Below are 1047 nucleotides of genomic sequence, written 5' to 3'. Positions count from 1 at the left end.
ACTCCCTACTCCCTACTCCCTACTCCCTACTCCCCACTCCCCTGTTTCGCATTACGTCGCACCATTGCTGGCTTAATCCGCCGCAGAGCTGATGCTGTTGTTCGATGCTGCCACTCCTCGTCGGAGATGGTGGCTAATTCTGTTAATCTGGGAGCTACATGCCAAGGGTAGGGCTGAAATTCTTCTACATCAGTCGGTTGAGCAAACCGTTGATTCCACGGACAAACATCTTGACAGATGTCACAACCTGCTACCCAACCTTCTAAGTGAGGAATTAGGGATTGAGGCAATTCCTCGGCTCGATTCTCAATCGTGTGATAAGCAATACAGCGATTAGCATCTACCACAAAGGGTTGAGTAATAGCTCCTGTCGGACAAGCCTCGATACAGCGGGTGCAACTCCCGCAATGTTGAGTATGGGGAGTGTCTGGTGTTAATACCAAGTTGGTTAAGATTTCTCCTAAAAAGACCCAGCTACCATACTCTCTTGTAATCAGATTACCATTCTTGGCGATCCAACCAATCCCAGCTTTCTGTGCCCAGACTTTATCTTGCACCGGACCTGTATCAGCATAGTAACGCGCTTGGATACCTTCTGTGGGAACGCCTTTGCTGGTACTATTGCGATCGCCAATCTTGGTAATACGATGGCTCGCGCAAAGCCAATTGGCTAATGCTTTCAACTTTTTATCCATCACCTTATGGTAGTCTCTGCCCCAACCGTAACGAGAGATTTTGCCATAGTCTTTCCCTTCAGGACGTTGGTGAGGGGTATAGTAATTGAGAGCAACGGCAATCACCGATTGTACATCTGGCATACAAGCATGGATATCTAATCGCTTCGGATTTGCCATCCATTTCATGTCAGCCTGATACCCTAGTGCGAGCCATGTCTGGAGATGTCTGGCGGCTGAATCATCAGGATTGGTATCCACGGCGGCAATACCTACCTTATGAAACCCTAGGGAATTCGCTTTTTCCTTCACCTCGCTGCTAGTAATCGGTATTTTCACTTTGTTAATGGGGAGTGGGGAGTGGGGAGTGGGG

At 48.5% G+C, this 1047-nt stretch carries 1 protein-coding gene; it reads right to left on the bottom strand.

Going from position 1 to position 1047, the window contains the following annotated elements:
* Positions 1-26: 26 nt before the first annotated feature.
* Entirely contained in the window at positions 27-1013 is a 987-nt protein-coding gene (gene queG / locus NJ959_RS29995; protein ID WP_254015415.1) for a tRNA epoxyqueuosine(34) reductase QueG, read from the bottom strand.
* Positions 1014-1047 lie beyond the last annotated feature (34 nt).

The sequence above is a fragment of the Limnofasciculus baicalensis BBK-W-15 genome (assembly GCF_024178385.1).
GTDB classification, from domain to species: Bacteria; Cyanobacteriota; Cyanobacteriia; order Cyanobacteriales; family Coleofasciculaceae; genus Limnofasciculus; species Limnofasciculus baicalensis.
The sequence above is the reverse complement of the archived record's forward strand: the minus strand, read 5'-3'. Positions and strand labels throughout refer to the sequence as shown.